At 56.3% G+C, this 23,261-nt stretch carries 25 protein-coding genes; 11 read left to right on the forward strand and 14 right to left on the reverse strand.

What is annotated here, in order from left to right; genetic code table 11:
* Window positions 1-33 precede the first annotated feature (33 nt).
* Window positions 34-723: a hydrolase gene (locus J2X14_RS20390; RefSeq protein WP_352412969.1), complete on the reverse strand. Its 690-nt coding sequence runs from the start codon at window positions 721-723 to the stop codon at window positions 34-36.
* A 296-nt stretch (window positions 724-1,019) separates the two neighbouring features.
* Between J2X14_RS20390 and J2X14_RS20395 the strand changes: the two genes are divergently transcribed.
* From J2X14_RS20395 to J2X14_RS20405, 3 genes are read left to right on the forward strand one after another with little or no spacing between them, the layout of a single operon-like run.
* Window positions 1,020-2,894, forward strand: a complete 1,875-nt coding sequence (locus tag J2X14_RS20395; protein ID WP_352412970.1) for an amidohydrolase — start codon at window positions 1,020-1,022, stop codon at window positions 2,892-2,894.
* A gap of 24 nt (window positions 2,895-2,918) precedes the next feature.
* Window positions 2,919-4,544 carry an MFS transporter gene (locus J2X14_RS20400; RefSeq protein WP_352412971.1) on the forward strand — a complete coding sequence of 542 codons (1,626 nt, stop codon included), beginning with the start codon at window positions 2,919-2,921 and terminating at the stop codon, window positions 4,542-4,544.
* Window positions 4,545-4,584: 40 nt separating this feature from the next.
* A complete protein-coding gene (locus J2X14_RS20405) occupies window positions 4,585-5,406 on the forward strand; it encodes an alpha/beta fold hydrolase (RefSeq protein ID WP_352412972.1) in 822 nt (273 codons plus the stop codon).
* 42 nt (window positions 5,407-5,448) lie between these two features.
* Here J2X14_RS20405 and J2X14_RS20410 read toward each other — a convergent pair whose 3' ends face one another.
* Window positions 5,449-6,174 (reverse strand): pirin family protein, encoded by a 726-nt coding sequence (locus J2X14_RS20410; RefSeq protein WP_352412973.1) that lies wholly within the window; start codon window positions 6,172-6,174, stop codon window positions 5,449-5,451.
* Window positions 6,175-6,297: 123 nt separating this feature from the next.
* Between J2X14_RS20410 and J2X14_RS20415 the strand changes: the two genes are divergently transcribed.
* Window positions 6,298-7,185, forward strand: a complete 888-nt coding sequence (locus J2X14_RS20415; protein ID WP_352412974.1) for a LysR family transcriptional regulator — start codon at window positions 6,298-6,300, stop codon at window positions 7,183-7,185.
* An 88-nt stretch (window positions 7,186-7,273) separates the two neighbouring features.
* On the opposite strand, the gene J2X14_RS20420 is transcribed toward J2X14_RS20415, so the two are convergent.
* From J2X14_RS20420 to J2X14_RS20445, 6 genes are all read right to left on the reverse strand, one after another.
* Window positions 7,274-7,990 carry an ArsR/SmtB family transcription factor gene (locus J2X14_RS20420; protein ID WP_352412975.1) on the reverse strand — a complete coding sequence of 239 codons (717 nt, stop codon included), beginning with the start codon at window positions 7,988-7,990 and terminating at the stop codon, window positions 7,274-7,276.
* Window positions 7,991-8,041: 51 nt separating this feature from the next.
* Complete coding sequence (locus J2X14_RS20425; protein ID WP_352412976.1) at window positions 8,042-8,785, reverse strand: sulfite exporter TauE/SafE family protein; 744 nt, start codon at window positions 8,783-8,785, stop codon at window positions 8,042-8,044.
* Entirely contained in the window at window positions 8,775-9,125 is a 351-nt protein-coding gene (locus J2X14_RS20430; RefSeq protein WP_352412977.1) for an antibiotic biosynthesis monooxygenase family protein, read from the reverse strand. The genes J2X14_RS20425 and J2X14_RS20430 overlap by 11 nt, the downstream gene beginning before the upstream one ends.
* Before the next feature lie 205 nt (window positions 9,126-9,330).
* A complete protein-coding gene (gene fhuE / locus J2X14_RS20435) occupies window positions 9,331-11,538 on the reverse strand; it encodes a ferric-rhodotorulic acid/ferric-coprogen receptor FhuE (protein WP_352412978.1) in 2,208 nt (735 codons plus the stop codon).
* Window positions 11,539-11,872: 334 nt separating this feature from the next.
* Window positions 11,873-12,349 (reverse strand): YehS family protein, encoded by a 477-nt coding sequence (locus tag J2X14_RS20440; RefSeq protein WP_352412979.1) that lies wholly within the window; start codon window positions 12,347-12,349, stop codon window positions 11,873-11,875.
* A 176-nt stretch (window positions 12,350-12,525) separates the two neighbouring features.
* Window positions 12,526-12,957, reverse strand: a complete 432-nt coding sequence (locus tag J2X14_RS20445; protein ID WP_249892025.1) for an OsmC family protein — start codon at window positions 12,955-12,957, stop codon at window positions 12,526-12,528.
* Window positions 12,958-13,120: 163 nt separating this feature from the next.
* On the opposite strand from J2X14_RS20445, the gene J2X14_RS20450 reads away from it, so the two are divergent.
* Complete coding sequence (locus J2X14_RS20450) at window positions 13,121-13,300, forward strand: GDFGVC terminal motif YodC-like protein (protein ID WP_352412980.1); 180 nt, start codon at window positions 13,121-13,123, stop codon at window positions 13,298-13,300.
* A gap of 81 nt (window positions 13,301-13,381) precedes the next feature.
* On the opposite strand, the gene J2X14_RS20455 is transcribed toward J2X14_RS20450, so the two are convergent.
* Together J2X14_RS20455 and J2X14_RS20460 are read right to left on the reverse strand one after the other, a co-directional pair.
* A complete protein-coding gene (locus J2X14_RS20455; RefSeq protein WP_352412981.1) occupies window positions 13,382-13,708 on the reverse strand; it encodes a DUF1493 family protein in 327 nt (108 codons plus the stop codon).
* Window positions 13,702-14,151: an STM2901 family protein gene (locus J2X14_RS20460; RefSeq protein WP_352413007.1), complete on the reverse strand. Its 450-nt coding sequence runs from the start codon at window positions 14,149-14,151 to the stop codon at window positions 13,702-13,704. The genes J2X14_RS20455 and J2X14_RS20460 overlap by 7 nt, the downstream gene beginning before the upstream one ends.
* A 343-nt stretch (window positions 14,152-14,494) precedes the next feature.
* Here J2X14_RS20460 and speG point away from each other — a divergent pair, with 343 nt between their 5' ends.
* Complete coding sequence (gene speG, locus J2X14_RS20465; RefSeq protein WP_352412982.1) at window positions 14,495-15,043, forward strand: spermidine N1-acetyltransferase; 549 nt, start codon at window positions 14,495-14,497, stop codon at window positions 15,041-15,043.
* Window positions 15,044-15,150: 107 nt separating this feature from the next.
* On the opposite strand, the gene J2X14_RS20470 is transcribed toward speG, so the two are convergent.
* The 4 genes from J2X14_RS20470 to J2X14_RS20485 all read right to left on the reverse strand — a co-directional run bounded on the left by J2X14_RS20470 (window position 15,151) and on the right by J2X14_RS20485 (window position 18,463).
* Entirely contained in the window at window positions 15,151-15,573 is a 423-nt protein-coding gene (locus J2X14_RS20470) for a hypothetical protein (protein ID WP_352412983.1), read from the reverse strand.
* A 102-nt stretch (window positions 15,574-15,675) separates the two neighbouring features.
* Entirely contained in the window at window positions 15,676-16,611 is a 936-nt protein-coding gene (gene mmuM, locus J2X14_RS20475) for a homocysteine S-methyltransferase (RefSeq protein ID WP_352412984.1), read from the reverse strand.
* On the reverse strand, window positions 16,601-18,010 hold the full coding sequence (gene mmuP, locus J2X14_RS20480) for an S-methylmethionine permease (protein ID WP_352412985.1): 1,410 nt from the start codon (window positions 18,008-18,010) through the stop codon (window positions 16,601-16,603). The genes mmuM and mmuP overlap by 11 nt, the downstream gene beginning before the upstream one ends.
* 117 nt (window positions 18,011-18,127) lie before the next feature.
* A complete protein-coding gene (locus tag J2X14_RS20485; protein ID WP_352412986.1) occupies window positions 18,128-18,463 on the reverse strand; it encodes a DUF2002 family protein in 336 nt (111 codons plus the stop codon).
* A 164-nt stretch (window positions 18,464-18,627) separates the two neighbouring features.
* Between J2X14_RS20485 and J2X14_RS20490 the strand changes: the two genes are divergently transcribed.
* From J2X14_RS20490 to nrdF, 5 genes are all read left to right on the forward strand, one after another.
* The gene (locus tag J2X14_RS20490) at window positions 18,628-18,942 is read left to right on the forward strand and encodes a DUF883 family protein (RefSeq protein ID WP_352412987.1); all 315 of its coding nucleotides are present in this window, start codon (window positions 18,628-18,630) and stop codon (window positions 18,940-18,942) included.
* A 253-nt stretch (window positions 18,943-19,195) separates the two neighbouring features.
* Window positions 19,196-19,432 (forward strand): glutaredoxin-like protein NrdH, encoded by a 237-nt coding sequence (nrdH, locus tag J2X14_RS20495; protein ID WP_352412988.1) that lies wholly within the window; start codon window positions 19,196-19,198, stop codon window positions 19,430-19,432.
* Window positions 19,433-19,436: 4 nt separating this feature from the next.
* On the forward strand, window positions 19,437-19,841 hold the full coding sequence (nrdI, locus tag J2X14_RS20500; protein ID WP_352412989.1) for a class Ib ribonucleoside-diphosphate reductase assembly flavoprotein NrdI: 405 nt from the start codon (window positions 19,437-19,439) through the stop codon (window positions 19,839-19,841).
* Window positions 19,814-21,949: a class 1b ribonucleoside-diphosphate reductase subunit alpha gene (gene nrdE, locus J2X14_RS20505; RefSeq protein ID WP_352412990.1), complete on the forward strand. Its 2,136-nt coding sequence runs from the start codon at window positions 19,814-19,816 to the stop codon at window positions 21,947-21,949. The genes nrdI and nrdE overlap by 28 nt, the downstream gene beginning before the upstream one ends.
* Before the next feature lie 17 nt (window positions 21,950-21,966).
* Entirely contained in the window at window positions 21,967-22,929 is a 963-nt protein-coding gene (gene nrdF, locus J2X14_RS20510) for a class 1b ribonucleoside-diphosphate reductase subunit beta (protein WP_352412991.1), read from the forward strand.
* Window positions 22,930-23,261: the final 332 nt, after the last annotated feature.

Here is a 23,261-nt window from a genome sequence, read left to right on the forward strand (position 1 = left end):
GCGGCTGGCCGAACAGGGCCAGCCTGCGGGCAATTATTTGTTGGCCGGAGCCGGTGCCAGCGTGCGATGCGCGCCTTTTGCGCGAGCTGGGGTTTTATGCACCATGGTGTAGGCGTAATCCACGCCCATGCCGTAAGCGCCGGAGTGCTCTTTAACGATATCCATCACGGCGTTGTAGGTCTCTTTATGCGCCCAGTCACGCTGCCACTCCAGCATCACCTGCTGCCAGGTCACCGGCACTACGCCCGCCTGGATCATGCGCTGCATAGAGAAGTCGTGCGCGTCTTTCGAGGTGCCGCCTGAGGCATCCGCCACCATATAGATTTCGTAGTCGCCTTCCAGCATGGCGCACAGGGCAAAGGTGTTGTTGCACACTTCGGTCCACAGACCGGCGACCACCACCTTTTTCTTGCCGTTTTTCGCCAGCGCATCGCGGACTTTCTGGTCGTCCCAGGAGTTCATTGAGGTACGTTCCAGAATGTCATGCTCCGGGAACACGTCCAGCAGCTCCGGGAAGGTATTACCGGAAAAACTCTCGGTTTCCACCGTGGTGATGGTGGTGGGAATGTTAAAGACTTTGGCCGCTTTCGCCAGGCCCACAACGTTGTTTTTCAATACCTGGCGGTCGATGGACTGGACGCCGAATGCCATTTGCGGCTGTTGATCAATAAAAATCAGCTGGCTGTTTTCAGGCGTCAGAACTTCAAGCTTAGCGTTGGTCATGAGAATACCCATTTGAGGTTTAAGTAAAAGAGTCCGCGCAACGGCATGCGGAAAACGTGCTGACAGCCGGTACAGTCATCAGATAGAAGGCTGAGCTGCGCTGTCGGAGTGAATAGTAAGAGGGGTTGGCGGGGCGGGCTATTATCTCTGTGTATAACTATACGTTCGTATAATAGACGCTGCTTTCCACAGCCGACCATAATCCTGGCAACTTCCGTGTACTGCTCTGCCTGAGCAGCGCGCCCTTTTGTCCGGCGGTTTTTCGCCTTTGCCGGACGTTTCAGACAGGAGGATCTATGGTCCCGCTCGGTAAAGCAGATCTGATTTTAATTAACGGTAAATTTCATACCATCGACCGCGAACAGCCGGTCGCTGAGGCGGTTGCCATTCGTGACGGCAAATTTCTTGCGGTGGGTAGCGCCGCCGAAGTGATGGAGCATCACGCCGAAGGCAGCAAAGTTATCGATTTACAGGGGCAAACGGCGATCCCCGGCCTGAACGATTCCCACCTGCATTTGATTCGCGGCGGGCTGAACTACAACCTGGAGCTGCGCTGGGAAGGCGTGCCTTCGCTGGCCGATGCGCTGCGGATGCTGAAAGAGCAGGCGCTGCGTACGCCGTCGCCGCAGTGGGTGCGCGTGGTCGGCGGCTGGACTGAATTTCAGTTCGCCGAACGCCGCATGCCGACGCTGGATGAGATCAACGAAGCCGCGCCCGATACCCCGGTATTTATTCTGCATCTGTACGATCGCGCCCTGCTTAACCGCGCGGCGCTCAGAGCCGTGGGCTATACCAAAGAGACGCCGAATCCGCCGGGCGGCGAGATCCAGCGCGACAGCAACGGCAACCCAACCGGCATGCTGATTGCCCGTCCCAACGCGATGATCCTGTACGCCACGCTGGCGAAAGGCCCAACGTTGCCGCTGGAACAGCAGGTGAACTCGACGCGCCAGTTTATGCGCGAGCTGAATCGCCTTGGCCTGACCAGCGCCATCGATGCGGGCGGCGGCTTCCAGAACTACCCGGAAGATTATCAGGTGATCGCCGAGCTGCATCAAAAACAGCAGATGACCATCCGCATCGCCTATAACCTGTTTACCCAACGCCCCGGCCACGAGCTGGAAGATTTTGAAAAATGGACCGATATGCTGACGCCGGGCCAGGGCAGCGATTTCTTCCGCCATAACGGCGCTGGCGAGATGCTGGTGTTCTCCGCCGCCGATTTTGAAGATTTTCTGGAGCCGCGCCCTGACCTGGCGCCGGGAATGGAAGATGAGCTGGAGCGCGTGGTGCGTCACCTGGTGGAGCATCGCTGGCCTTTCCGCCTGCACGCCACCTATAACGAATCCATTAGCCGGATGCTGGACGTTTTCGAACGGGTCGATCGCGATATTCCATTCAACGGCCTGCACTGGTTCTTTGACCATGCGGAAACGGTGACCCAGGCGAATATCGATCGTATTAAAGCGCTGGGCGGCGGCATCGCGGTACAGCATCGCATGGCGTTTCAGGGTGAATATTTCGCCGAGCGCTACGGCATCGAAGCCACCCGCCATACCCCGCCGGTGGCGCGAATGCTGGAAACCGGCGTGCCGGTTGGCCTGGGCACCGATGCCACGCGCGTTGCCAGCTATAACCCCTGGACCGCGCTCTACTGGCTGGTTTCCGGCCGCACCGTTGGCGGCATGCAGATGTATGACGTTAACGCCCGGCTCGACCGCGACACCGCGCTGATGCTCTGGACGCAGGGCAGCGCCTGGTTCTCCAACGAGCAGGGGAAAAAAGGCCAGATCAAAGCGGGTCAGCTGGCTGACCTGGCGGTGCTGAGCAAAGATTATTTCCGCGTGCCAGTCGAGGAGATCAAAGGCATCGAATCGGTGCTGACGGTGGTAGACGGCAAGATTGTTTATGCGGCTGGCGGTTTCAGCGCTGAAGCGCCGCCATCGATTCCGGTACTGCCGGACTGGTCGCCGGTGGTGAACGTCGCGGGACATTATCGCAGCGCGCCGCCGCAGGCCAACCGCGTCGGCACGATGTCTGCCGTGCATCACTGTAGCGGCCCGTGCGGCGTACACAGCCATCAGCACGATACGGCGCGACAATCTTCGATTCCGGTTTCAGACGATAACGCCTTCTGGGGCGCGCTCGGCTGTAGCTGCTTCGCCTTTTGATGCGCAGCCATAAGGAGTTCTGCGATGGCGCAGGTTAATGATGTTCACGCGCTAACCGCGCAGGCCGCCGCGCCCGCGCAGCATGCCTCTTCCTGGCAGCCGCTGCGCCAGCCGGTATTCCGTATGCTGTGGATCGCGACGGTGGTGTCGAATATCGGTTCATGGATGAACGATATCGGCGTCAACTGGAGCATGCTGACGCTCAGCGCCGATCCGCTGTCGGTGGCGCTGGTGCAGGCGGCCAGCAGCCTGCCGATGTTTCTGTTCGCCCTGCCCTCCGGCGTGATGGCGGATATTGTCGACCGGCGGAAATATCTGCTGTTTTCCCAGCTGTGGACGTTTATTGCCGCCGCCGGTTTGACCATGCTGTCGCTTACCGGCCAGGTGACGCCCGCGATCCTGCTGATCGCCGCGTTTCTGCTGAGTACCGGCGCGGCGATGAGTTCGCCGCCGTTTCAGGCCATCGTGCCCGACCTGGTGAAGAAAAGCGAGCTGGGTTCCGCCATTGCCCTTAACTCGCTGGGCATTAATATCAGCCGCGCCATCGGGCCTGCGCTGGGCGGGGTTATCCTGTCGCTGGCGGGGCCGTGGATGGTGTTTATGCTGAACGCGCTGTCGGTGCTTGGCGTGGCGTGGGTGCTCTATCGCTGGCGCGCGGAGCCTTCCGTTCAGCGCCTGCCGCCGGAGCATTTTTTCCCGGCGGTACGTGCCGGGCTGCGCTATGTGCATGCCGCGCCGGTGCTGCGCAATGTGCTGGTGCGCACCGTAGCGTTTTTCCTGTTCGCCAGCGCGGGCTGGGCATTGCTGCCGCTGGTGGCGCGGCGCGAGCTGGGACTTGGTCCCGGCGGCTACGGCATTATGCTGGCCTGTATCGGCCTCGGCGCGATTTGCGGCGCGGTGCTGTTGCCGCGTCTGCGTCAGCGTTTCGATGCCGATCGTCTGATGCTGCTGGCCAGCCTGCTGTTTGCCGTGACCATGCTGGCGCTGGCTTTTGTGCGCCACTTCTGGCTGCTGAACGCGTTTGAGTTTTTTACCGGTTTCGCGTGGATAGCGGTGCTTTCCACGCTTAACCTCGGCGCGCAGCGCAGCGCGGCGAAGTGGGTGAAAGCACGGGCGCTGGCGGTTTATCTGACTTTTTTCTTCGGCGCGATGACGCTCGGAAGCGCGATCTGGGGCCAGCTGGCGTCACATTTCTCGATTCAGGTTTCGCTCTGCGTGGCGACGGCAGGCATGTTGCTGGCCTGCGTTACCGGCCTGCGCTGGCGCTTAAATAAAGATCCCGATCTGAATCTGGAGATCAGCGGCGCGGCGGAATCGTTGCAGGAGATCGCCATCGCCCACCAGCGCGGCCCGGTGATGGTAAACGTTGAATATTATATTGATCCTGAGGACGCGCACGCCTTTACCGTCTGTATTCAGGAGATACGCCGGGTACGTCGGCGCGGCGGCGCGCTGAGCTGGTCGGTTTATGAAGATGCGCAGCAGCCTGGTATTTTTGTCGAAACCTTTGTAGTGGGTTCATGGATTGAACATCTCCGGCAGCATGAACGCCATACGATGAATGACCTGAAGATCCAGCAGCGCGTTCAGGCTTTTCATCGCGGTGAACAGCCGCCAACCGTTCGTTATCTTGTCGCACCGGGCAAATGATGAAGTCCATTTTTGTTAAATAATCAAAATGAGGATAGCTATGAGTACTTTCACAACACAGGATGGCACCCAGATTTATTACAAAGACTGGGGCACCGGCAAACCGGTTCTGTTCAGCCACGGCTGGCCGCTGGATGCGGATATGTGGGACAGCCAGCTCAATTTCCTTGCCGAGCGCGGCTATCGCGTTATCGCTTTTGATCGTCGCGGCTTTGGCCGTTCAGAGCAGCCGTGGCAGGGTTACGATTACGATACGTTCGCCTCTGATATTAACGATTTAATTACCAGCCTCGATCTGCATGACGTGACGCTGGTGGGCTTTTCCATGGGCGGCGGCGATGTAGCGCGTTATATCGGCCGTTACGGCACGGCGCGCGTGGCGGGTCTGGCGCTGCTGGGCGCGGTAACGCCGATTTTCGGTAAAGCGGAAGATTACCCACAGGGCGTTGATTTAAGCGTTTTCGCCGGTATTCGTGAAGGTTTACTGAAAGATCGCGCACAGTTTATTAGCGATTTCGCCGCGACTTTTTACGGCACCAATGCCGGGCAGACGGTTTCTGAAGGCGTGCTGACGCAGACGTTAAATATCGCGCTGCTGGCTTCGCTGAAAGGCACGCTGGACTGCGTTACCGCGTTCTCGCAAACCGATTTCCGTCCGGACATGGCGAAAATTGATGTACCGACGCTGGTGATTCACGGCAGCAACGATCAGGTGGTGCCGTTTGAAACCACCGGCAAGGTTGCGGCAGAGATGATCGCCAATGCCGAGCTGAAGGTGTATGACAACGGCCCGCACGGTTTCGCGGTGACGCATCAGGATCGGTTGAATGAAGATCTGCTGACTTTCCTGCAATCGCATTAAGTAAAAAAAGGGGATGCTTCGGCATCCCCTTTTCTCCGTGCGTTAGCGCGTTGGGTGGTTCACTTCCAGCGGACGCAAATCAAAAAACAGCACTTCTGCGTCATCGCCGCCGCTAAAGGTCAGCGTTCTTTCATCACGTACCCGTGCGCCGTCGCCTGCGTTAAAGGCGATGCCGTTCACCATCACGCTGCCGCGTGCAACGTGAATATAGGCGTAACGGTTTTCATCCAGCGTAATGGTAGCCTGCTCATTACCGCTAAACAGACCGGCATAAATTTTCACATCCTGACGGATACGTAGAGAATCCGCTTCACCATTAGGTGAAATAATCAGACGCAGCCTGCCGCGCTTATCCGCTTCCGGCACCGACATCTGCTGATAACCCGGCTCGGTTCCGTTTTCTGACGGCACCACCCAGATTTGCAGAAAGTGAACATACTCGTTGTCAGCATGATTGAACTCGCTGTGGGTTACGCCAGAGCCTGCGCTCATCAGCTGAACATCGCCGGGAACAATCACCGAGCCCGTTCCCATCGAATCTTTATGCGCCAGCGCACCTTCCAGCACATAAGAGATAATCTCCATATTGCTGTGGGCGTGGCTGCCGAAACCGCGAGAAGGCGCTACCTGATCGTCATTGATCACCAGCAGATCGGAGAAGCCGGTCTGTTTAGGATCCCAGTAGTTAGCGAACGAAAAAGTATGATGTGAATTCAGCCAGCCGTGATTACCCTGGCCACGTTGTTCTGACAGACGTTGTTCAATCATGATGCGTTCCTTAATTATATGCGGTGAATGTGTTTGCCCTTGCGATGAAAGAAGCTTACATGTAAACCTGTTTGCTCAACAATGCGCTGAAATGGCAATCACTGTCACAAATTAGTGGACAATATGCAGATAGAAGATCTCCGTATTTTTATCGCTGTGGTAAAGGCTGGCAGCTTCACCGCAGCGGCCGAACAGCTGTTGTTATCCAAACAGTACGTTAGCCGTCGCATGGCGGCGTTAGAGGCTTCGCTCAACGCCCGGCTGCTGATGCGCAACACGCGTCGTCTGTCGGTGACCGAAGCCGGACAGCGGTTCGCCGGTCACGCGCAGCGAATTCTGGATGATATTCATGAGGCGGAGCAGGCGGTCTCAGGCGGGCAGCAAACGCTGAACGGCTCGTTGCGTATCAGCATGCCGATGTCGTTTGGCATGAGCTATCTTTCGCCGCTGCTGGCGCAGTTTCTGCAGCAGCATCCCGCCGTGCAGCTGCAAACCGAGCTGGCCGATCGCTATGTGGATGTAATCGGCGAAGGCTTTGATATGGCGATTCGTATCGGCACGCTGGCGGATTCGACGCTGATCGCCCGCCGCCTGGGCGAACTGAAGCGCGTGATTTGCGCCAGCCCTGCCTATCTGCAACGCACCTCGCCGCCGCGCTCGCCGGACGATCTGCGCAGTCACGCCTGCTTACGCTACGGGCGAGAAGGCCAAACCGGCTGGGAGCTTTGCGTGCAAGGCAAAAGCAAACTGTTTGAAGTGCGCGGCCCGGTGATCAGCAACAACGGCGAAATGCTGCGCGATGCCGCCGTGGCGGGGATGGGGCTGGTGCTGCTGCCAGAGTTTATCGTCGCGCCTGCGCTGGCGCGCGGCGCGCTGGTGACCCTGCTGGATGATTTTTGGCCCGCGCCGCTGGGTTTATATGCCGTCTATCCGCAGCATCGGCAGCGCAGCGAAATCAACCGGCAGTTTTTAACCTTTCTGGAGGCGGAGTTGAAAAATAGCCTTCAATAGGCCACATCGCATCGCATTGCGCAATTAAGCGGTGGGCCACCGGATAAAGCAGCGATTCGCTGAGTTCACCTGCGTCAAAGCCTGATCGCTAAACAGGCTGAATGTCGAAATGCTGCTTCAGCCCTTTCGCGCCTTTGGCGGTGATATGGATGCAGCGGCTGCCGATATCCTTTTCCATCCAGCGCAGCTGCTCAAACCCGCTGAGCAGGGCGGCACCCAGCGCCCCGCCGAGATGGTAACGCCGCTCGCTCCAGTCCAGGCAGGCGCAGCTGAATTTTCTGCGTATGCCAGCGGACGGCACCGCAATGCCTAACGCCGCCAGCGCTATGCCGCCCTGCGCGCTCAGGCCGCTGCCCTCCCCGGTTAACCAGCCACGCTCGGTTAGCCGCTGATAGAGAGTTACCGCCACCTCCCCCGCCAGATGATCGTAACAGGTGCGGGCGCGGCGCAGATGCTCGGGCGTGGTAATGCGCGGCGCGGCGTGTCCGGCCCAGGCGATCTCCATCAGCCGTTCCAGCAGGTCGGCCACTGCTGCGCTGCTTAAGCGATAATAGCGATGCCGTCCCTGCGCCAGACAAACCACAAACCGTTGCGCGGTAAGCTTCGCCAGATGGGCGCTGGCGGTAGAAGGTGAAATATCTGCCGCAGCGCTCAGTTCTGTTGCCGTCCAGGCGCGCCCGTCCATCAATACGCACAGCATACGGGCGCGTGACTTATCCGCCATGATGGCCGCCGTCGCCGCCAGCAGATCTTCCGGCGGACAAATCTCCTGCGCCTCGGCGTTTTTTTCGCTGCGTAATGCCATGTTGCTTCACCTTTTGCCATTAACCGGAAAACGAATGCTGATACGTTACCTTCAGATGGCCCGCACCACCATCTCCAGGCCCAGCGCAAGCAGACAGATTAAAAAGTAACGTTTAAACACCGGCGGCGAGATAACCCTGCGCAGCCGCTGCCCGATAAACAGCCCGATCAGCGCCGGGATCACCGCTAATCCTGAAACGCCCAAAGAAACGGAGGGCAATGCGCCATGCCACCACAGCCCGACGGCAAGGGCAAGCGTGGAGCTGGTAAACGAGATCCCCAGCGCCTGGACCAGCTGATCCTTTTCCAGCCCCAGCGCCTGTAGCCAGGGCACGGCGGGCATCACAAACACGCCGGTTGCGCCAGTCAACATTCCGGTCAGGATGCCTATCGGCAGCGATAAAACGGATTCATGCCGTGGCGCAATAACCAGGCTGCGCCCGCTCAGCGTCCAGAGCGCGTAAACCATCAGCGCCGCGCCCAGCGCCAGCTGCGTATAAGCGCTGTGACCGTTGGCCAGCCACCCGCAGCTCAGCAGCGTAGCGCTAACGATCGCCAGCTGCATCGGCCACAGCCGCCGGAGCAGCGCGCCACAGTGGCCGCCGCCGCTCAGCTGAAAAATATTGGTAATAAAAGAAGGCAATAGCATCATCGCAGCGGCAATGGCCGGTGAAAGCAGCGATCCCAGCACCCCCATCGCCACCGTCGGCAGCCCCATGCCGGTCACGCCCTTCACCAGCCCCGCCAGCAAAAAAGTAACGCCAGCCAGCAGCAGCGTTGCGAAATCAAACGCCATTATCTGTTGCTCCCTTTGGCTGCGGCGCCTGAGCGCGATCGCGGTTACCGTAATCACGGATCACCGCCGCAACGCGTAGCCGGTAATGGCTAAAAATATGATCGCGCCCCGCCTGCTGGGCCGCACCGTGCGCTTCCTGACATCGCCAGGCGCGGATCGCCTCTTCATCGCGCCACCAGGAGAGCGATAATATTTTTTCCGGCTGGGTCAGGCTTTGAAAACGCTCGATAGCGATAAATCCGTCAATCTGGCTGAGCAGCGGCTTAAGCTCCGCCGCCAGGCTCAGATAATGCTGACGCTGCGAGGGATGAGGTTCGGCTTCAAATATAACGGCAAACATGGTCGGCTCCTTCTGTCAGAGAACACCAGCTTGCCGCAGGCGCAGAACCGATGCTTCGTCGGATAACGAAGTATGCACGTTGAGCCGTCGCCAGTGCAGAGAGGTGCGGCACAAAAGGGATAACCCGCCGCACGCCTGAGCCAGAAGCGGCCTGGCTCAGGCGCAGCAGAAAAGCGATGGCTCCTGAACGGAGCCATCAGGTTGATCAGAAGTTATAGTTGGCGGTAATGGAAACGTTACGCGGCTCGCCGTAAACCTGATACTGGCTCACGCTGGTATCGTAGGATTTATCAAACAGATTATTCAGGTTCGCCTGCACCGAGAACTGTTTGGTGAACTGGTAGCGACCAAACAGATCCACCAGCGCATAGCTGCCCTGCTCTGCCCGCCAGTTGCCGTTGCCCTGCGGCGCGGCAACATCCTGCCAGACATGCGTCTGCCAGTTAACGCCGCCGCCCAGCGTTAGCTCTTTTAAGGCAGGCACGTTATAAGCGGCAAACAGCTTCAGGCTGGTGCGCGGCAGCATCGGATTCACCGCTTTGCCGTCGCCATCTTCCGCGACGTAGCGCGTGGCGCCGAAAGTCATTTGCAGGTTATCGGTGACCGCGCCGTTAACTTCAAACTCAATGCCTTTGCTCACCGTGCCCTGCGCGGCGTAATAAGCCTGCTCGTTGGCGGTGTTTGGGATGATCTGATTGGTCGTCTGCGCAACGTTATCCTGCTCAATGCGGAACAGCGCCACTGAGGTGGTGAGGCGGCTGTTCAGCCAGTCCGCTTTTAATCCGGTTTCATAGTTTTTGCCGGTGACCGGATTCAGGTAGTTGCCGTTGATATCGCGATTGGTCTGCGGGTTAAAGATCGAGGTATAGCTGGCATAGGCGGACCAGGTATCGTTGATGTCATACACCAGACCTGCATATGGCGTAATGCGGTTTTTCGCCAGCGCCTGGGTCACCGTGCTGGTGCTCCATTTGGTGTAGCGCGCGCCCACAATCAGATTCAGCGGATCGGCCAGCGAAATACGCGTCGCCAGATAGGCTGATTTCTGGTGCACCGTATCGGCCTGCGCCAGCGTCATTGCGCCCCAGTTGGTTTCAGGGAAACCGCTATTCCAGTTGTTGTAATCGCCAGCTTCCTGCGGTGAGAGGTTATCGTAGGCATTGTGGTAGCGGTTGTTTTGACGGCTGTAGCTTACGCCCGTCATCAGCTCATGCTGACGACCAAACAGCTGATAAGGGCCGCTGGCGAAGGCGTCAAGCGCATGCACTTTGCGCGTGCCGGTGTTATAGCCGGTGCCGCCGACGAGATCGTCATAGCCTGGATAGCTTGCGTAAGGGCTGACTAAAAGCCCGCTGTTTTTATCCACGAAACCATCAAGATAGAGCATCTTGCTGTCGAGTTTGGTTTCCGCATGGGTGCCGTTCAGGGTGAACTGCCAGCCGTTATCAAAGCGCTGCTTCAGCGTGGCAAATACGCGTCGGGACTCGGTATTACGATAGGCCCAGTCAGGCGCGGTATTGTCGCTGCGATCGTAGCTGACCAGGCTGCCGTCGCTATACCAGCGCGGTAAGCCGCCCCAGGTCGGACTGTCGGCGTTATCTTCCTGGTAATCGTAACCCACCGATAAGGTGGTGGAATCGGTGAGATCCGCATCCACCACGCCATAAATGAATTTTCTGTTGTTGCTGTAGTTATCAATATAGCTGTTTCTGTCCTGATAACCGGCGACCACGCGTCCGCGTACGTTGCCTGATTCGGTTAACGGCGCAGAGAGATCAACCACGTAGCGCTGCTTGTCCCAGCTGCCGTAGCTGGCGGAGACGTTGCCAACAAACTCGCGGCTGTCGGCGTGCTTACGGATCATATTCACCGACGCTGACGGGTTGCCGGTGCCGCTCATCAGGCCGGTTGCGCCGCGCACCACTTCGATACGGTCATACATGGCGGTATCGGAAGAGGAATCGTTAAGGTTCCAGCGCTCTTCAAACACGGTTGGAATGTCATCAACCATGTAGTTATCAATCATAAACCCGCGTGAGTAGTAGGTCTGGCGATCGAGATCGGCCACTTTTTGCGTTACGCCGGTAGTGCTTTTTAATACGTCACCCAGCGACTGCATCTGCTGATCCTGCATGCGCTGCTTGCTGACAATGCTGACGGATTGCGGAATATCGCGCGCGGTTAAGGTCATTTTGGTGCCCGCCTGGGTAACCGGCACGCTGTAATCCTTTTCGGCGCTGTTCGCTGTCTCTTCGCTGGTGGCGTCCACCACCAGCGTTTTTTCCTGCGCCGCCGCAAAGGCGTTGTTGCCGTACAGCGCAATGGCGATCAGCGCTGCCAGTGACGTTAACGCCCGTTTAGCGGCTACGCCGTCAAGGCGATTTTCCCTGTTATTAACTGAAATCAAAGACATTGTTTACCTTCAAGAGATATTATTTTTTTCGTTTGCCTGACCGTATGCGCGTTCTCGATCTGCAGAAGCTCTACGCTTAAGGCAGTTTTCCCTGAGCCAGAACGCCTGGCGTGATATCCGTCCATGTCGGCTTAGCGATTAAATGCATAGGTAAAAAATCATTTCGTCGCTAATGGTGAGAATGAGAAATTTAATCATTTTCATTCCGGATGTAAATGCGTATTACGGAATTGTCTGGCGGGCGATCGCAGAGAGTCAGTAAAAGGTAAAGAGGCGGGATAGCGCGAGGACCGTTCCCCGCCAGGCGGCGGAGAAGGTCATAATCGGTGTGGTGTTATTTGGTGCCGGTAGCTGGACGCAGGCGAGCGGTTAAGCCGCGCAGAAAATAACGCAGAAACTGATCGCCGCATTCGCGGTAATTTTTATGCTCCGGCGCACGCATAATGGCGGTAATTTCCGGCATCGAGACGCGGAACTGCTGCGACGTCAGGATCGCCAGAATATCGTCAGTTTTCAGCGCAAAGGCGATACGCAGCTTTTTAAGGATGATGTTGTTGGTGATACGGCGCTCAACCTTCAGCGGCGGCATGCTCTCATCTTTGCCGCGTTTGTGGTAAATCAGGCCGTTCAGGAAGCCGCTCATCAGCACGTCCGGGCAGGCGGCAAAGCCCTCTTCCTCTTCTTTCAGCATAAAGCTGGCCATCTGCTCAACGGGAATCGCCATATCGGCCAACGCCAGGATCGCGACCATGTCATTGTTGTTGAGTTTTAGCGTGTAGCGCAGGCTACGCAGTACGTCGTTATTCATCATCGCGATGATTCCTTACCCTTCCGGCATGCAAAGCGGGCAGTATAGCGATCTCTGCGCTGATGACGAGCAAAACTACGCGCTTTTGCGGTTATTGCGAGCGGGTAAAAACAGGGAGGTAATCAGCGTAGCGAGGTGAAACAGCCGCGCTGCGGATGCAGGCGCGGCAGGAAAAAACGTTAGTTTTCCAGTTTATAATTCAGGGTGATTTCGGCATTCAGCACCTGTGAAACCGGGCAACCCGCTTTTGCCTTGTTGATAATCTCATCAAAGGCGGCGTTATCGATGCCCGGCAGTTTAATGTTGCTGTCGAGCGCGATTTTGGTAATCGCGAAACCTTCGCCCTGTTTGTCCAGCGAGACATCCGCCGTGGTATCGATACTCTGCGGCGTATGGCCTGCCTGGCCCAGCATCATAGAGAGCGCCATTGAGAAGCAAGCAGCGTGCGCTGCGCCAATCAGCTCTTCCGGGTTGGTGCCCGGCTGATCTTCAAAGCGGGTGTTAAAGCCGTATGGCTGCTGTTTCAGCGCGCCACTTTCAGTAGAAACGGTGCCTTTGCCGCGTTTGAGATCGCCTTCCCAGTGTGCCTGACCTTTCTTATGAATCGTCATCTTTCCTCCGGTTTTACTGAAATGTACTATCAGTATAGTTAGTCCGCTGCGTATTAGCTGGCAGCAACCTCTTCACCACAGTGCCACGCGCTGTCAGCCCGCATACAGGCTGGTTAAGCGGCGGCGAGAAAAATGTAACTAACGAAGAATGATGGAGAAAAGCATGTTTCAGAAAGGTGATTTTGTGCAGGCGAAAACCGGCGGCCCAAAAATGCAGATCGTGCGCGTGGAGGGTGAAACGCTGTGGTGCGCGCGGATTGATGACGCAGAGCAAAAAGAGATCGAGATCCCGGCCAGCTTGGTGAATCCTTACCATGAAGATGGCGACTTCGGCGTCTGCTGAGTTTCCGGCAGCCTGCCCAACAACGGGCTGCCATCACTGTTAACCGGCTTTCCGCTATGTGATTGTAGCGCTGCTCATCGCTTAGCTATACAGCCAGCGCCCCGCCCTGGCTGATTCGGCAAACATACGCACGCTCAGGGGCTTACGGGTTTGTATCACCGGTTTTTGCGTAAACCATTGTCGGAAAAACCAGGGAATTTCCCAGGGATAATAATCATCCAGATTTAATGGCGAAACGTCGACGTTAAATACCGCGTCATATTTATCAATTGCCGTTAGCAGATCGTCTGCTGGCGCATACTCCTGCAATATGTCATCAAGTTTCAAGGGAATCGGTTTAAACCGTAGCGTGGCAAGTACGGGTAGTTCGCGACGAAAAAAAGCAAGAACCTCGTCGTCAGTTACCATATTTTGTCACCTCCACGGACAATTTTATTATATTTATGTAACGTATTAAAGGTTATTAGCGCCACATCTTTTGTCAATAACCCCCATCCTAAAACAGGAACAGTACGACCAACAAATGCACCCAGATTATTGACCATCATCGGTTTAAGGGTTTTTATACTGGCATTAGTAAATGTTGGCAGAGGATAAGGAAGTTCAATATTCAGCAAGCGCCTTGCTGTGACTGATGCAACAGAAGTCCCAGGCGTTGTACCCATGGGTTTCCCTCTGGTTTTTATTAGCGGTTGTCCAAGCAAAATCAATGATATCGTTGTGATGTTTTCAACGCCACCAATGTAATCATTAACTTCGTCCAGCAAGATCCAAAAAAACAACTCACCCGCTGAAATATTAGCGATTCCATTATAAAAATAAGTTCCGTTTAATTCTTCAACCGTATCTATACGCTGCTCCTTAGCGTTAATGATGCTTCGGTATTATAAGCAGCGGAATCCGGTTAATTCTATAGCTAAACATTTAATAAACCCTGCCGGCATTAAAAGTTTCATTTATATTCCCGCTATTATTTCAGCCAATGCACATCCGATATCCACGCACCATACCTCGCGGATTGGTGAAATTCTTAAAATCTGAAAAAATCTGCTTCATACAAGATAAGTTACCCGAAGGAGCGCTTGTTCTCTATGATAAAAGTGGCGCTGGTAGCGATAGTATCCTGCAAACCACAGGCTGTGTTCTAAGCGCGCCGCAACTAAAATATGTTCTCTTTTTTACCAGGATGTTTGTATGAGCGTGAAATTACGTCCGCTTGAGCGGGAAGATCTGCACTTTGTGCATCAGCTGGATAACAACGCCAGCGTGATGCGTTACTGGTTCGAGGAGCCTTACGAGGCGTTTGTTGAACTGTCTGACCTGTATAACAAACATATACACGATCAGAGCGAGCGTCGCTTTGTGGTGGAAAACCACGGCGAGAAAGCGGGCCTGGTGGAACTGGTGGAGATCAACCATGTCCATCGCCGCGCCGAGTTCCAGATCATTATCGATCCTTTGCATCAGGGCAAAGGGCTGGCCAGCCAGGCAGCGAAGCTGGCAATGGATTACGGTTTTTCCGTGCTGAATTTGTATAAGCTCTATTTGATTGTCGATCAGGAGAATGAGAAAGCGATCCATATCTACAGCAAGCTGGGCTTTGAGATCGAAGGCGTACTGAAGCACGAATTCTTTATTAACGGCGAGTACCGTAACACCATTCGCATGTGCATTTTCCAGCATCAGTATCTGGAAAAGCATAAAGCCCATCCCGGCGCGATGGTCAAACCCACCGCCCAGTAGGCGCGCAGCAGCGCGGAGGTACGCTCACGCGCTGCCGTGACTGGCGCGTATCAGCCCGTACGCCGATCGGGTGTGTCGCTGACGACCGCTTACGGGCAGAAAATCGGTCAGCCCGCGCGCGCGCCGACCCGGTTGATCACCGGCTGAACCACGGCCGGTTCAATGTTGTACATGCCGCCATAAAACGGATCCACCAGCAGCCAGCCGGGGAAGCCGCCCAGCGGAATGTTGCCGAGGATATACCACAGGTTCGCCTTCTCTTTTAACGGCAGCGTCAGCGGAACGTAGCCAGGCCGCTCCATCATCACCTGATAGCTTTTTTTGCCGAAATAGCGGCCGGTAGATTTCTCCAGCACCACGGTTTTCGGGGTAATGCCTTCCGCTACCGCGCGTCCGGTTTCATCCTGTACAACAAAGGTTGCTCCTTGCGGAATCGAATCGATGCGCACGCTTTGCGTTTCGGAGCCAACAATGGTGGCGCAGCCGCTGAGCAGCGATGCTGCCGCCAGCGCCAGTAACAGGCGTTTCATACGCTTTCCTGAATTTTACGGTTTGGTAGTAGTGTAATCGGCAACGCGGCGCTTTTCCTTAGCGCCGGATTGCCTTTCCCGGCGCTAAGGCGGTGTGAAAGGTTACGGATGCGCGCAGCTGTGGGCCAGCGCGGCGATATCCTGCGGCGTGGTGCGGCAGCAGCCGCCAATAATTTGCGCACCGGCAGCGCGCCATTCGCTTAGCTTATCCTGTAACGAACAGCCTGCTGGCGCGCTGTGCCAGCTTTTGCTGACCGCATCATATTGCTCGCCAGAGTTGGGATAGACCAGCAGCGGTTTGGCGGTCAGGCCGCGCAGCGTAGTTAACGCTGGCGTCACCTTTTCCAGCGCAATGCAGTTGATGCCCAATGCCACCGCCTGCGGACAACCATTCAGCAAGGCCGCGACCTTTGTCAGCGGCGTGCCGTCGGAGAGGTGCTCGCTGTCGCGCAGGGTAAAAGAGAACCAGGCGGGCATGGCGGGGAATTCCGCCAGCAGCGCCACCAGCGCCTCAAGTTCGGCGTAAGAAGGCAGCGTTTCACAGGCCAGCAGATCGATGCCGGAACCCGCCAGCGCCTCTACGCGCGGACGATGAAACGCCATCATTTCCTGTTGCGGCAGCGCATAATCGCCGCGATATTCTGCGCCGTTAGCAAGGAAAGCGCCGTAAGGCCCGACCGATCCCGCCACCAGCAGCGGCGCGGCCTGCGGCTGCTGCGTCAAATAGTCCTGGCGCGCGCGCAGCGCCAGCTCAGCGCTGCGAATAATCAACTCACGTGATTGCAGCTCGCTCAGCCCGCGTGCGGCAAAACCCTGCGGCGTCGCCTGATAGCTGGCGGTGATCGCGCACTGCGCCCCGGCGGCAAAATAGTCGTAATGCACCTGATAAATCAGCTGCGGATCTTCCATTAGCACTTTGGCTGACCACAGCGCATCGGCAAGCATACAGCCGCGCGCTTCCAGCTCCGTCGCCAGCGCGCCATCCAGGATCAGCGTATCGCGACGCTGTAAAAGATCGGCAATGGGATCAAATAACATGTTGTTTTTCCTTAGCGCTGTTTTGCGTTTTGCGTTGTGTTAACCAGTAAGCACCATAGCAGATCGCCACAAAGGGCAAACCACACCACAGCGCGATGCGCTGCTCAGGATCGAATGCCAGCCCGACGCAGGCCAGCAGGCAGAGCGCAAAGCCCAGAATCGGCGTCAGCGGGAACCAGGGCGCACGGAATTTCAGCCCGGCAAGCGGCCGCCCTTCGCGCAGATATTGCCGCCGGAAGGCGTAATGGGAGGCGCAGATGCTGAGCCAGACCGCCACCACGGCGAAACCAGAGATAGCGGAGAGCGCGACGTAAACGGTATCGGCGGCAACCACGCTGGAAAACAGCGCCAGCAGCCCGCCCAGCATACTGGCGCTAATGGCCACCAGCGGAATGCCGCGTCGCGTCAGGCGCGAGAAACAGCGCGGCAGCGTACCTTCATTCGATAACGACCAGAGCATCCGGCCCGACGCATAAAGGCCAGAGTTAGCCGCCGAAAGAATGGCCGTCAGAATCACGAAATTAAAGATATCCGCCGCCCAGGGCAGGCCGATTTTCTCAAATACCAGCACAAACGGGCTTTTTACGATGCCCGCCTGCTCCATCGGGATCAGCGCCGCCAGAATCAGCACCGTGCCGATAAAGAAAATAATCAGGCGCGCAACGGTGGTGCGAATCGCCAGCGGCAGCACTTTCTGCGGATTTTCCGTTTCGCCAGCGGCGATGCCAATCAGTTCGGTACCGGAGAAGGCAAAGTTAACCGCCACCATGGTCATCAGGATCGGCAGCGCGCCGTGCGGCAGCCAGCCGGAAGCGGTGAGGTTATGGAAAAACGGCGCGGGCGTGCCATCTTTGAGCGGAATCAGGCCGAATACCGCGCCGCCGCCCAGAATGATAAACGCCAGAATGGTGATCACTTTAATCAGCGAGAACCAGAATTCCCCTTCGGCGAAGAAGCGCGTGGAGATGACATTCAGCAGAAAAATCGCCAGACAGAACACCAGGCACCAGAGCCAGACCGGCGTTTGCGGGAACCAGTACTGCATACAAAAACCGGCCGCCGTCAGGCTGGAGCCGAGCGCAACGGTCCAGGTCAGCCAGTAGAGCCAGGCCACGGTGTAGCCGGTGGCTGGGCTAAGGTAACGCGAGGCGTAAACGTGAAACGCGCCGGTTTCCGGCATCGCTACCGACAGCTCGCCCAGCGACTGCATCACCAGCCAGACCACCAGCGCGCCGATCAGGTACGCCAGTAGCGTTCCTGCCGCACCGGTAGTGGAAATGATATAGCCGGTATTGAAAAACAGGCCGGTGCCGATCACACCGCCCAGAGAAAGCATCACCAGATGGCGCGCCTTCATACTACGTTTAAATTGTCCGCCTTGCGGCTGTTCTGACTGCATGGTTGCCTGATCCGTATGGACGTCTAAACTTCTAAATGTGGCAAAGTTTATACCTGTCCATGCGGCAGAATGCAACGTAACAAGCGGTATGGCTTAACAGCGGTCGGGCGGATAAGGTTAACCGAACATACTTTGTAAATAGCGCTCCAGCGCGGCGCGCGAGCTGAAACCGTGCGGAATGCCGTAGTGATCCTGCGTATCGCCCACAAGGTACATCGGGAAGTGCGTATAGTGATCGCAGGTCTTGATATCTGACGCCGGGTCCGCGTAGTTCAGGCTTTTTTCTTTCAGCGTCGGATGAATGACCAGTGCGGTTCGCCCCAGGCGCGCTTCGCGGTTGACGTAAACATAGTTTTCGCCACGGCGATAGCCATAGGTTTTCGGCGTCACGGTATCCATTTCAAAGCCAGCCTTCTCCAGAACGCGTGCCACCTCATCTGGTCGTAAATACATGCTTGTTCCTCTCAATCTTATAAAGCTTCGCAACCTTACCTCAGCGCAGCAGCCAGGGACATTCAGAATTATCCAGAAAGTCCGCCTCTGGCCCCCTTTCGCGCTTCGCTGACCGGGAATGGTCTACACTAAGTATTACGTTATTCAGCAAAGGGAGAGGAAAAATGTCTAAACAAACAGTGAAAAATGATGAATTAGACGTGCAGCAGGACGTTTCGGTACTGGCAGATGCGCTGGACGACTTACTGAAATCGTATGGCAGCAAAACCAAAGATGATATTGACGCGGCGCGCAGCAAAGCAGAAGCGCTGCTGAAAGAGACCCGTGCGAAAATCAACGGCCGTAACGGCGTGCGTCAGGCGGCGCGTGACGCGGGCCAGCAGGTTGACACCTGGATTCGCGATAAGCCGTGGCACGGCGCAGGCGTCGGTACCGCTATCGGTATCTTTATCGGCGCGCTGCTGGCTTCCCGTCGCTAACCCCCGATCTGCCTTCCCTGTCCCCGCCGCGTGCGGGGATTTTTTTGCCTGAAAAAAATTTCCCCAGCGCTGACGCGCCCTGCGTCGTGGTTTGCCGTTAGGCCTGACATCTTCATGGTTGAAAATCCAAAACGCTACATCTAGTATTCAAAACAACAAACAGACACAACACCTTGTAATTCAGGCGCAGCGCATTATGCGCTGGCGTGTAATGTAGCACAGGGTTTCAGGACCATAAAAGGAAATACGAATCATGCTCATTACTATTTACACTAAAAACAACTGCATGCAGTGTACCGCGACCAAAAACATTATGGATAAGCAGGGTCTGGCTTATCAGCTGGTTAATCTGGACGACGAGCCTGCGGCTATCGAGAACCTGAAAGCGCTGGGCTATCGCCAGCTGCCGGTAGTAATGGCCGATGGCGATCACTGGAGCGGTTTTCGTCCCGATAAGCTGATGCGCCTGGCGCCGCAGGCGCAGGGCTAAGCCGATGCTGGTCTACTTTTCCAGCCAGTCGGAAAACACCCATCGCTTCATTATCCGACTTGGCCTGCCCGCGCGGCGCATTCCGATCGATAAAGCACAGCGCCTGCAAGTAGATCGCCCTTTTATCCTGGTGGTGCCCAGCTACGGCGGCGGCAGTGCCCGCGGTGCGGTGCCCGCTCAGGTTATTCAGTTTCTTAATGATGAAACTAACCGTCGGCTGCTGCGCGGCGTGATTGCCGCAGGCAACCGCAACTTCGGCGCAGGCTTTTGCCTCGCCGGTGACATCATTGCGCAAAAATGTCAGGTTCCCTACCTTTACCGCTTCGAGCTAATGGGAACCGCCGACGATATCGCCAACGTTAAAGCGGGAGTAACCCAATTTTGGCAACAACAGACAGCCCACAGCTAGCGCCCGATTATCATGCGCTGAACGCCATGCTCAATCTTTATGATGAGCAGGGAAATATCCAGTTTGATAAAGATCGTGAGGCGGCGCGCCAGTTCTATTTGCAGCAGGTGATCCCCAACAGCGTGCCTTTCGATTCGCTGACGGCGCGGCTGCAATATCTGGTGGCGGAAGGCTACTATGAAGCGGACGTGCTGAACGCTTATCCCTTTGCGTTTGTCTGCCAGCTGTTTGAGCGGGCGGCCGGCTGGGGCTTCCGCTTCCAGACGTTTTTAGGCGCGTGGAAATTCTTTACCAGTTATGCGCTGAAAACCTTCGACGGCAAACGCTATCTGGAGGATTTCCCCGATCGCGTCTGCATGGTAGCGCTGACGCTGGCGCAGGGCGATGAAGCGTTAGCCTCCGCGCTGATGGAAGAGATCCTCTCCGGTCGCTTCCAGCCCGCTACGCCGACGTTCCTGAACTGCGGCAAGCAGCAGCGCGGCGAACTGGTCTCCTGCTTTTTGTTGCGTATCGAAGACAATATGGAATCCATTGGTCGCGCGGTAAATTCGGCGTTACAGCTGTCAAAACGCGGCGGCGGCGTAGCCTTTTTGCTCTCTAACCTGCGCGAAGCGGGCGCGCCGATCAAGCGTATCGAAAACCAGTCCTCCGGCGTGATCCCGGTGATGAAGATGCTGGAAGATGCCTTTTCCTATGCCAACCAGCTGGGCGCGCGGCAAGGCGCGGGCGCGGTTTATCTGCATGCGCATCATCCCGATATTCTGCGTTTCCTTGATACCAAACGGGAAAACGCCGATGAGAAAATCCGGATTAAAACCCTGTCGCTCGGCGTGGTGATCCCGGATGTGACCTTTCGTCTGGCGAAAGAGAATCAGCCGATGGCGCTGTTCTCGCCGTATGACGTGGAGCGCCTGTATGGCCAGGCGTTTGCCGATATCAGCATCAGCGAGAAGTATGATGAGATGCTGGCGGATGCGCGTATCCACAAAACCTTTATCGACGCGCGCGCGTTTTTCCAGACGCTGGCGGAAATTCAGTTTGAATCAGGCTATCCCTACATCATGTTTGAGGATACGGTCAACCGTGCCAATCCGGTACAGGGCCGTATCAATATGAGCAATCTCTGTTCCGAGATCCTGCAGGTGAACAGCCCTTCCAGCTACCATGACGATCTCAGCTATCGCCAGGTGGGCAAAGATATCTCCTGTAACCTCGGCTCGCTGAATATTGCCCACGCGATGGATTCCGGCAATCTGGCGCGTACCGTTGAGATTGCCGTGCGCGGCCTGAGCGCGGTATCAGAGATGAGCCATATTCATTCAGTGCCGTCGATCGAGCAGGGCAATGCGCAGTCGCACGCCATTGGCCTGGGGCAGATGAACCTGCACGGCTATCTGGCACGGGAAGGGATCGCCTACGGATCGCCAGAGGCGCTGGACTTTACCAACCTCTACTTTTACTGCATTACCTGGCATGCGCTACGCACCTCAAACCAGCTGGCGCGCGAACGTCAGCAGTGCTTTGCCGGTTTTGCGCAGTCGCGCTACGCCAGCGGCGACTATTTTACGCAGTATATTGAGCAGGCCTGGCTGCCGCGTACCGCGCGCATCCGCCGTCTGTTTGCCGACGCGGGTATCGCGCTGCCGAACCAGGCGGACTGGATAGCGCTGCGTGACGCGGTGATGCGCGACGGCCTCTATAACCAAAATTTGCAGGCGATTCCGCCCACCGGATCGATCTCTTATATCAATCACGCCACCTCGAGCATCCACCCTATCGTCTCGCGGATTGAGATCCGCAAAGAAGGCAAGACCGGCCGCGTTTACTATCCGGCGCCCTTCCTGAGCAACGAGAATTTCGCCGCCTGGCAGGATGCCTATGAGATTGGCCCGGAGGCGATTATTGATACCTATGCGGAAGCGACGCGCCATGTTGATCAGGGCCTGTCGCTGACGCTGTTCTTCCGCGACGGCGTGACCACGCGCGATATCAACCGCGCACAGATTTACGCCTGGAAGAAAGGTATTAAAACCCTTTATTACATTCGCCTGCGGCAGATGGCGCTGGAAGGCACCGAGGTACAGGGCTGCGTTTCCTGCTCGCTATAAACTGAATGGATGGATCTATGCAAAACCTTAAGCGCATCCAGGCGATAAACTGGAACCGCATTGAAGATGAGAAGGATTTGGAGGTCTGGAACCGGCTGACCAGCAATTTTTGGCTGCCGGAAAAGGTGCCGCTTTCGAACGATCTACCGGCATGGAATAGCCTGAGCAAAACGGAGCAGCAGCTAACCATCCGCGTGTTTACCGGCCTGACGCTGCTGGATACGTTGCAAAACGGCGTCGGTGCGCCCGCGCTGATGAGCGATGCGCTGACGCCGCACGAAGAGGCGGTGATGTCGAATATCAGCTTTATGGAAGCGGTGCATGCCCGCTCCTACAGCTCGATTTTCTCAACGCTCTGTTCGGTTAACGAGGTGGACGCCGCCTACGCCTGGAGCGAAAGCTGCGGCCCGCTGCAAAATAAAGCGGCGCTGATCCACCAGCACTATTGCGCCGACGACGCGCTGAAAAAGAAGATTGCCAGCGTCTTTCTGGAATCGTTTCTGTTCTATTCCGGCTTCTGGCTGCCGATGTACTGGTCAAGCCGCGGTAAGCTCACCAATACCGCCGACCTTATTCGCCTGATTATTCGCGATGAGGCGGTGCATGGCTACTACATCGGCTATAAGTATCAAAAAGCGCTGGAAAAAGTTGACTCCGCCCGCCGTGAGGCGCTGCAACAGTTTGCTATTGAACTGATGATGGCGCTGTATGATAACGAGCTGGCCTATACCGAGGCGCTGTATGGCGACACGCCGTGGCTGGAGGAGGTAAAAGCCTTCCTGCACTATAACGCCAATAAGGCGCTGATGAATTTGGGCTATGAGGCGCTGTTCCCGGCGGAGATGACCCAGGTAAACCCGGCGATTTTAAGCGCGCTGTCGCCTAATGCCGATGAAAATCATGATTTCTTCTCCGGCTCCGGTTCCTCGTATGTGATGGGCAAAGCGGTGGATACCGAAGATGAGGACTGGGATTTTTAAATAATCTCCGGGGCGCTTCAGCGCCCTGTTCTTTTTTCACTGCTAATGCCGATCAAATAACACAATTCAAACCCAGACACTTCGTCAAAAATAATCATTTCATCCTGCGTGATTAATCACAATTGCTCGCGATTTTTTCCTAAAAATAATGGCAAAAACGCCCCTTCTCACCCCTGAAATTCATCTTTTTTTAGCCAGCGATTATTCCGCCTTAGCCCTTACTCCTTCTGACCTGAGGTGAGATGCGCATCTCAAAGTGTGATGCCGCGCGGCGCGCAAAGGGTTGTCTGAGATGCTAAGTATGATAGGGTATAGACCGTTTTAAATTCACC

It is taken from the genome of Mixta sp. BE291 (assembly GCF_031457955.1).
Lineage (GTDB): Bacteria > Pseudomonadota > Gammaproteobacteria > Enterobacterales > Enterobacteriaceae > Mixta.

Excerpts from the sequence above, each read along its gene's own strand:
- nrdI (WP_352412989.1), top strand. The coding sequence starts at position 19,437 with ATGCTGGTCTACTTTTCCAGCCAGTCGGAAAACACCCATCGCTTCATT.
- nrdH (WP_352412988.1), top strand. The coding sequence starts at position 19,196 with ATGCTCATTACTATTTACACTAAAAACAACTGCATGCAGTGTACCGCG.
- J2X14_RS20420 (WP_352412975.1), bottom strand. The coding sequence starts at position 7,990 with ATGGCATTACGCAGCGAAAAAAACGCCGAGGCGCAGGAGATTTGTCCG.
- J2X14_RS20395 (WP_352412970.1), top strand. The coding sequence starts at position 1,020 with ATGGTCCCGCTCGGTAAAGCAGATCTGATTTTAATTAACGGTAAATTT.
- speG (WP_352412982.1), top strand. The coding sequence starts at position 14,495 with ATGAGCGTGAAATTACGTCCGCTTGAGCGGGAAGATCTGCACTTTGTG.
- J2X14_RS20430 (WP_352412977.1), bottom strand. The coding sequence starts at position 9,125 with ATGTTTGCCGTTATATTTGAAGCCGAACCTCATCCCTCGCAGCGTCAG.
- nrdF (WP_352412991.1), top strand. The coding sequence starts at position 21,967 with ATGCAAAACCTTAAGCGCATCCAGGCGATAAACTGGAACCGCATTGAA.
- J2X14_RS20405 (WP_352412972.1), top strand. The coding sequence starts at position 4,585 with ATGAGTACTTTCACAACACAGGATGGCACCCAGATTTATTACAAAGAC.
- J2X14_RS20400 (WP_352412971.1), top strand. The coding sequence starts at position 2,919 with ATGGCGCAGGTTAATGATGTTCACGCGCTAACCGCGCAGGCCGCCGCG.
- J2X14_RS20450 (WP_352412980.1), top strand. The coding sequence starts at position 13,121 with ATGTTTCAGAAAGGTGATTTTGTGCAGGCGAAAACCGGCGGCCCAAAA.
- J2X14_RS20485 (WP_352412986.1), bottom strand. The coding sequence starts at position 18,463 with ATGTATTTACGACCAGATGAGGTGGCACGCGTTCTGGAGAAGGCTGGC.
- J2X14_RS20455 (WP_352412981.1), bottom strand. The coding sequence starts at position 13,708 with ATGGTAACTGACGACGAGGTTCTTGCTTTTTTTCGTCGCGAACTACCC.
- J2X14_RS20440 (WP_352412979.1), bottom strand. The coding sequence starts at position 12,349 with ATGATGAATAACGACGTACTGCGTAGCCTGCGCTACACGCTAAAACTC.
- J2X14_RS20425 (WP_352412976.1), bottom strand. The coding sequence starts at position 8,785 with ATGGCGTTTGATTTCGCAACGCTGCTGCTGGCTGGCGTTACTTTTTTG.
- J2X14_RS20445 (WP_249892025.1), bottom strand. The coding sequence starts at position 12,957 with ATGACGATTCATAAGAAAGGTCAGGCACACTGGGAAGGCGATCTCAAA.
- J2X14_RS20490 (WP_352412987.1), top strand. The coding sequence starts at position 18,628 with ATGTCTAAACAAACAGTGAAAAATGATGAATTAGACGTGCAGCAGGAC.
- J2X14_RS20415 (WP_352412974.1), top strand. The coding sequence starts at position 6,298 with ATGCAGATAGAAGATCTCCGTATTTTTATCGCTGTGGTAAAGGCTGGC.
- mmuP (WP_352412985.1), bottom strand. The coding sequence starts at position 18,010 with ATGCAGTCAGAACAGCCGCAAGGCGGACAATTTAAACGTAGTATGAAG.
- J2X14_RS20390 (WP_352412969.1), bottom strand. The coding sequence starts at position 723 with ATGACCAACGCTAAGCTTGAAGTTCTGACGCCTGAAAACAGCCAGCTG.
- J2X14_RS20410 (WP_352412973.1), bottom strand. The coding sequence starts at position 6,174 with ATGATTGAACAACGTCTGTCAGAACAACGTGGCCAGGGTAATCACGGC.
- J2X14_RS20470 (WP_352412983.1), bottom strand. The coding sequence starts at position 15,573 with ATGAAACGCCTGTTACTGGCGCTGGCGGCAGCATCGCTGCTCAGCGGC.
- fhuE (WP_352412978.1), bottom strand. The coding sequence starts at position 11,538 with ATGTCTTTGATTTCAGTTAATAACAGGGAAAATCGCCTTGACGGCGTA.
- mmuM (WP_352412984.1), bottom strand. The coding sequence starts at position 16,611 with ATGTTATTTGATCCCATTGCCGATCTTTTACAGCGTCGCGATACGCTG.